We start from the raw sequence: 6,402 nt of genomic DNA, 5'->3' as shown, positions 1-6,402 counted from the left end.
GGTGGCCGGTTTTTACTCCGCCCGCGGCTGGACTATTCCGCCGCTACCGTGGCCGACTTTTCCACCGCCGCTCTCAGTGTAGAATCTGTCCCATAGCGCATCCCTCCATTCCTGGCTGAATAGTGCACCATCAAATACCGGGACTAAACACCTAGAACGATTTGCCGTAACTCGCGCGTACGGACGCCGCGTGGCCGCTCGGATGCTTACCGATTCTGAAATCGAGCCAGTCGAGTATCCTCAGCGAGATACATCTTCGTGAGCTTTGCGGATCTTCTCGGCTTTCTCGCAATGACAGTCGAGAAAACCATGGATCGGACAGGTGCGGCACATCTCTTCCAAACGCTTGCGTAGCGCTTGCCGCCCGCGGTGGAGTCGCACCGCGACATTGTTGAGCGAGGTGCCAAGGCTTGCTGCCAATCTGTCGCGAGGCTCGCCCAGGATATCAGCCCGCCAGACGATGTCCGAATACTCGGGTTTCAAGGTTGGAAGCAGACGATACAGACAATTGCAGACCGCTGCATCGAGCTCGGCGTCAACAGGTTCACTCTCGATCTCGGCGTCGTCGACAGGGGTTTCCCGACGCCGTCGCCTGCTCAAGTTCCGCTGATGGTCAACAAGGGTGGTGGCGAGGATGCGGCCCAGCCAGCCCCGAACGGTGCGGATATCTCTGAGTTGAGATGCGCGCTCCAGCGCCCGAAGGGAGAAGCGCTGCAACACCTCCTCCGCATCGTCGCGATTCCTCAGGCGGCGCTGGAGGAAGACCAGCATTTCCTCTCTCGCCTCGACAAGCGCCCGCTGGACGGCAGCATCAAGAGGTTTCGCGGCATCGTCAGACTTATCGGAACGTTGCGTATCCATTCTCTTGCCTCCAGCTTCGGTCATCCTCCGCATTTTCCTCCTGCACGGGGCAGCTCCCAAAATTCGCCTGATGTTGGACAGGCGCGGCTGATAAGTCTTTAACTCTAATCAAGTGTCATGGCCCCACTACGAACAGGATAAGCACGCCAGCGATGCGATCCGACAATGCCGATCAGGTGGGGCTCTGTTCTATCGCACGGTCTCGCGGCCTCATGCAGGAGCTGCGATCCAAGAGCCGTGCATTATCGTGCCACAAGCCGACCCGTTACTCTCTGACCCGTACGACGCAGCTTGGTGGCCACATGCCAACAGATTACTTTATGATCGCTGCTCGCTAGGCAGCCGAGACGAAGAGCGGAGTGACTGCAGAGCGAGCGGGGTCCGACAACCCGACAACATTGTCAGGTTCGCCGTGAGGCGCTCCATCAAGGGATGATAAGGAGGCCGATCACCGTGCCGGCAAACAGATTGTGGAAGGAGATGAAGGCGAGAAGTGCTGCCGCCAGCATCGGGCTGACGATGCTTTCCAGATCGTAGGCCGCCGGGATAGCGACAGCGCGCGCGTATACTCCTTTTCTTCCAGCAATATGTTGGAGATCGTCGCCTGGAAGGTCGGCGTGAAGGCGGCCGAGGCCGACTGCAGGACGAGGATTCGCACATAGACCTGCCAGATTTCGGTAACGAGGGGCAGCAACACAGACACGGAAGCGCGCACGAGATCGAGCGCCACCAACATGGCTCGCTGCGGCACGCGCTCGGCGAAAGCCGATGCGATGGGCGCGACGGCCACATAGGCGATCATCTTGATGGCGAGCGCGTCCGCCCGGCACCGCGCCGGCGTGGGCCCCGGCCAGCTCGATCCCTTGGGCAAGAAAGAGATGGCGATAGGTCCGGTTCTTGAGGATCGCGAAGATCAGAGATATTTCGCTTCCTTGAACACATCAACCGAACCGATTTTTTGGCGCGGAAGGGACCCGACTGTTTCCTCAAGGCAATGATCGAAATGATCGAGGCATCGTTTTGCTTCTTCGATCATTTCGATTACGCTGCCACGGTGACCTCGAGCACGCTTCAGGCGCTTTACAATGTGTGGGTGTGTTTCATGAAGGTTTGAAGTCGAACCCCTACCAGCAATCCTATCCGCCGTAGACGATAAGGCGCCGCATTTCGCCATAAGACACCTAGCCCTCACACTCCGTTGGACATAATCGACCATCTTCTCGATGAAGCAGACCCGGCAATATACTTACCGTCTGCTCAATAGATATTCCCGCAGCCTTCCACGCAATCATCGGGATTGGCGCGCCCGACCGCCTCAGCGAGCAGCATCGCTAGCATTTAAGACCCCCTTGTTTGATGCAGCGCAAATTCGTCACGCTGGATCTGCGCTAGGTTTGCCCCAGTTTCGATGTTCAAGTAAACCGAAGGATGAGCCGAGGTGGCCGCCGGCGTGACAATGGTCAAGGCGTTCAGAGGGTCGCACGGGTGGGCGACCTCCTTGCGGCGCGGGTTTATCCTTTTCCTCGCCATCGCGTTCGGGCTTACGGCGTTTCTCACAGATGGCGGGCATCAAGCGCGTGCTGCTTCAACGGACGGCATCCCGGCGCTCATGACTCAAGCTGCGGATTGTGCCGACCTCCTCGTGCGCATGCCCTGCGACAACGATACCCAACGCGGCTTCGAGCACCCGTGCGACAGCGGTCACTGCCTGTCGGGCCTCGGGTGCTTCCTCTGCGCTCCGCTAAACACGGCCTGGAGCTGGCGCATGTTGAACGGCGAAACCGTCTCGCCGGCTGCATCGCCGGTGCCCTCATCCGCGGAGTTGCGTCGTCAGAAGCGACCTCCGCGATCCACCTTGATCATCTGAGCACCTTCGGCCTGTTCAGTCCGTGTGCTCCAGCCGAACCGAGGACCGGCACAATGCCGTAGTCTTCCGACCGTGCGCGTCCCAGGCCGCCCAACGATACGGCCGAGGAGACGAGCCGTTCTGCGTGACGCCGACGTGACATAGCCTCTAATCGTCGGCAGCCGGCGAGCCAGAAGGGGCCATGCACGGACCTTGCCGAATCGGTAGGCAGCGGCACGCGAGGAAGTCTTCGGCATCCGCACGCCGGGCCAATCTTTCCAAACTCACCTCAAGATGTGCTCGACGAGCCGGCAAGGCTGCGAGCCGAGGAGCTGAATACCATGCTAAAGACCCACTCGACCCGTTCGATTTCCATCACCGCGGCAGTCCTGACAGCAACCGCGATTCGCAGACGTGCGGCCATGCTGGCCTTCGCGACGGCATCCGCCCTGGTGCTTGCTATTCCGTTCGCCGCCACCGTCCGAGCGGAGCCTGCTGCAACCGGCTTCGTCTATACGGCCGATGAATTTGGCAACACCGTTAGCCGCATCGACCTTACCACGGAAAAGATCGACATCGTTCCGGTCCCGATCACGCCCCACAACGTGCAGTTCGTACCGGGAAAAGATCTGGTGCTGGCGGTGGGCCTGCCGGTCGCCGACAAAGCTGAAGACGCTCATGCGTCCAATGGGGCAGGCCATGGCGGCGACGGGCATGGTGATGCCGCTGTCGCAGGCCAATTGATCGTCCTCGACGCGGCCGATATTTCCTCCGGCGTGAAGGCGTCGATCCCCGTGGGTGGGCATCCTGCGCATGTGATCGCAGACGCGCAGGGTAATCGCGCCTACGTCTCGAATTCCGAAGACGACAGCTTGTCGGTCGTTGATCTTGCCAAGGGCGAGGTCGTCGCCACGGTCGGCACCGGCGACTACCCCCACGGCCTTCGGATGAGCCCGGATGGAAGCGCCATCTATGTCGCGAACGTCCAGGACGGTACTGTTTCGGTTATCGACACAACGGCGCTTTCGGAAGTTGCCAGGATCAAGGTCGGCGTTGCGCCCGTCCAGGTCGGCTTCACACCTGACGGAAAGCGGGTCTATGTCTCGCTGCGCGATGAAAACAAGGTCGCCGTTATCGACACGCAGTCGCGCGAGGTGATCGCACGCATCAATGTCGGCCGTTCGCCCATCCAGGTTTACGCCACGCCTGATGGCCGGCTGGTTTACGTCGCGAACCAGGGAACCGAAACGGAGCCGGATGAGACGGTCTCGGTTATCGATGTCGTAGGCGGGAATGTCGTAAAGACCATCCAGACGGACAAGGGCGCTCACGGCGTGACGGTCGCTGCCGACGGAGCCTTTGTCTTCGTCACCAACATCGTGGCCGGGACCGTTTCCCAGATCGACGTCGGCAGCCAGTCCGTGGTCAAGACATATGCTGTCGGCAAGGGACCGAACGGCGTCACCTATCAGGCGCAGTGACGCAACGTCGGGGCGGCGCTTCGCCGCCCCGCACGACCTAAGCCTCAAACCTATGAGCAGGACGGCCGGCATGCAGGCTTCATCAATGGACAAAGGGTCGGCGAGGCTCTATTCTTTGCCCATGCTTCGCGCGTTGCTTATCATTGTTACAACCATCTCGCTTGCCGCTGCTTCTTTTGCCGTTCAAGCACACGAGACCCGCATGTCCGGGATGTTGGAACACGCCGCGCTGACGCAACACATAGAGCAAGCTGCGCGCTTCGCAAAATCTGGACAGCGTTTCCGCTAATCGCCGGACATTGATTTCACAAAAGTCCGGACAGATTGACGAGGTGGTCCTCGGCAGCCTTGTTGCCATTAGAGGTGATTGATTTCGCCGTTTTCCGGCTCCGTCAAGAGGGGCGCGCTTTTTTGCTTGCGCATGCTCTCACCGCGCAGGGTAATGCGGTGAGCATTATGCACGACGCGGTCCAGTATGGCATCGGCGACCGTGCTGTCGGCGATGAGGTCGTGCCAGTTCGCCACGGGAACCTGAGCGGTGATCAAAGTGGACTTTCTCTGATAGCGCTCCTCGACGATTTCGAAGAGATGGAAGCGCTGCTGGTCGGACAGGGCGTGCGTCCCGAAGTCGTCGAGGATGAGGAGCTGGACGCGGCTGAGCTTGTCGATGAGGCGGGGAAAGGAGCCATCGAGGCGGGCCAGCGCGAGGTCCTCGAACATGCGCGGCACGCGCACATAGAGCACGGAGTAGCCGAGCCTGGCGGCCTGCCTACCGAAGGCACAGGCCAGCCATGACTTTCCGGTTCCGGTTTGGCCGGTGATGATCAGCCCCTCATGGGCCGCGAGCCATTGCCCCTGTGCGAGCGCCATGGTGTTGCGCCGGTCGAGGCCACGGGTGGCGGCGAAGTCGATATCTTCGATACAGGCCTGAGCAAAGCGTAACTTGGCGGAGGCGAGCCGGTTACGGATGCGCTTGTCGGCGCGCAGTGTGACTTCGCGGTCGAGCATCAGGCCGAGCCATTCATCCCGGCCGAGTTCATTGGCGCCGGATTGCTCGCTCAATTCGCGCCAGGCGGCGGCCATGCCTGTCAGTCCGAGGGTCTGCATCTGGTCGAGGGTGGGGTTTGACAGCATTGTTGCTTCCTTCACTGATAATAGGATCGGCCACGGATATTGGTATGCGCAGGCGTGGGGGCCGTGTGTTCAGCCTGCTGTCTTTGCCGGTCGAGGCCGGATTTGAGGATGGAGGCGACGGAGGAATAAGAGATTGCATTGATGGTGAGCGCCCGCTCACAAGCCGCATCCAGGCGCTGCGATCCATAGCGCGGCGCCAGCGACAGAATGCCCATGGCGGCGCGGTAGCCCTGTTCGGGATGCGGCCTGTCGCGCATCATGCGTTCGACCAGGATAGCGACATTGGGACCGATCTGGACCGCACGGCCGATCAGGTTTGCCGGCGTGGTGTTGGCATAGCGCTGATGCGCCTTGGGCATATGCTCGTTGACGGTGACGTGGCCGGAACGCTGGGAGCGGCGAACATGGCTGGCGACACGCTGGTGATCGTGGAATATCTCGACCACCCGATGGGTGAGCCGCACCTGGAGAGTGCATCCGATCAACCGGTGTGGCACCGAATAGAAGGTCTTGTCGACCTCAACATGATAGTCCGGGTGCACCTTCGCCGATTTCCATTCCGCATATTCGAATGGCGCCGCCGGCAACGGCTTCAAGGTCGCCCGCTCGATCTCCTCGAACAGTTCGCGGCGGCTTTTGCCGACATGCCGCATCGTTCGATTGTTCAGGTCCTCGAGCAATTCGGCAATTGCCGCGTTGAGAGCGGCTAGCGAGAAGAAGCTGCGGTTCCTGAGGCGGGCAAGGATCCAGCGCTCGACGATCAAAACCGCGCCTTCGACCCGGCCTTTGTCGCGCGGCTTCCGGCTGCGGGTCGGCAGGATCGTGGTGTCGTAATACTCTGCCATGGCGGCAAAGGTCGCAGTTAATGTCGGTTCGAACCAAAGGGCCTTGGCCACTCCCGATTTGAGGTTGTCGCACACGATTGCCTTGGTAACCCCGCCATAGTAGGTCAGGGCGCGCACCTGGCCGTCGATCCAGTCCGGCAATCTCTGGCTGAAGCTGGGTGAGCGCGACGAACATCCCACCTTTCCTTTTGTGATTGAGGCCGCGAGATAAGCTCCTTCATCGACAGGAGCGGAA

At 60.5% G+C, this 6,402-nt stretch carries 6 protein-coding genes and 1 pseudogene; 2 read left to right on the top strand and 5 right to left on the bottom strand.

Translation table 11 applies throughout. The features are described from left to right. Positions 1–240 precede the first annotated feature (240 nt). The 3 genes and pseudogenes from AKG11_RS32845 to AKG11_RS34190 form a co-directional block, all read right to left on the bottom strand. Positions 241–861 (bottom strand): RNA polymerase sigma factor, encoded by a 621-nt coding sequence (locus AKG11_RS32845; protein ID WP_197284067.1) that lies wholly within the window; start codon positions 859–861, stop codon positions 241–243. Positions 862–1,295: 434 nt separating this feature from the next. Continuing rightward, positions 1,296–1,775, bottom strand: a pseudogene (locus AKG11_RS35270) (MFS transporter); the annotation flags it as partial. Beyond that, positions 1,775–2,035 carry a metal-sensing transcriptional repressor gene (locus AKG11_RS34190; protein ID WP_088016604.1) on the bottom strand — a complete coding sequence of 87 codons (261 nt, stop codon included), beginning with the start codon at positions 2,033–2,035 and terminating at the stop codon, positions 1,775–1,777. The pseudogene AKG11_RS35270 and the gene AKG11_RS34190, both read right to left, overlap by 1 nt. A 1,094-nt stretch (positions 2,036–3,129) precedes the next feature. On the opposite strand from AKG11_RS34190, the gene AKG11_RS32830 reads away from it, so the two are divergent. Both AKG11_RS32830 and AKG11_RS32825 read left to right on the top strand, forming a co-directional pair. Then, complete coding sequence (locus AKG11_RS32830; RefSeq protein WP_050747056.1) at positions 3,130–4,188, top strand: YVTN family beta-propeller repeat protein; 1,059 nt, start codon at positions 3,130–3,132, stop codon at positions 4,186–4,188. Positions 4,189–4,258: 70 nt separating this feature from the next. After that, a complete protein-coding gene (locus AKG11_RS32825) occupies positions 4,259–4,477 on the top strand; it encodes a hypothetical protein (protein WP_156334222.1) in 219 nt (72 codons plus the stop codon). 68 nt (positions 4,478–4,545) lie between these two features. Here AKG11_RS32825 and istB read toward each other — a convergent pair whose 3' ends face one another. Both istB and AKG11_RS32815 read right to left on the bottom strand, forming a co-directional pair. Next, complete coding sequence (istB, locus tag AKG11_RS32820) at positions 4,546–5,322, bottom strand: IS21-like element helper ATPase IstB (RefSeq protein ID WP_050747051.1); 777 nt, start codon at positions 5,320–5,322, stop codon at positions 4,546–4,548. Positions 5,323–5,333: 11 nt separating this feature from the next. Next, positions 5,334–6,402 (bottom strand): IS21 family transposase (locus AKG11_RS32815; RefSeq protein WP_050747055.1); only part of this gene is annotated, 1,069 nt, incomplete at its 5' end.

The organism is Shinella sp. SUS2 (assembly GCF_001262505.1).
In the GTDB taxonomy this organism is placed as follows: domain Bacteria; phylum Pseudomonadota; class Alphaproteobacteria; order Rhizobiales; family Rhizobiaceae; genus Shinella.
Note: the sequence above shows the minus strand (reverse complement) of the source record. Positions and strands in the feature narration are given on the sequence as shown.

What these genes read in the sequence shown, in the direction of transcription:
- AKG11_RS32830 (WP_050747056.1), top strand. Translation starts at nt 3,130, where the DNA reads ATGCTGGCCTTCGCGACGGCATCCGCCCTGGTGCTTGCTATTCCGTTC.
- AKG11_RS34190 (WP_088016604.1), bottom strand. Translation starts at nt 2,035, where the DNA reads ATGGCGAAATGCGGCGCCTTATCGTCTACGGCGGATAGGATTGCTGGT.
- AKG11_RS32845 (WP_197284067.1), bottom strand. Translation starts at nt 861, where the DNA reads ATGGATACGCAACGTTCCGATAAGTCTGACGATGCCGCGAAACCTCTT.
- AKG11_RS32825 (WP_156334222.1), top strand. Translation starts at nt 4,259, where the DNA reads ATGCAGGCTTCATCAATGGACAAAGGGTCGGCGAGGCTCTATTCTTTG.
- istB (WP_050747051.1), bottom strand. Translation starts at nt 5,322, where the DNA reads ATGCTGTCAAACCCCACCCTCGACCAGATGCAGACCCTCGGACTGACA.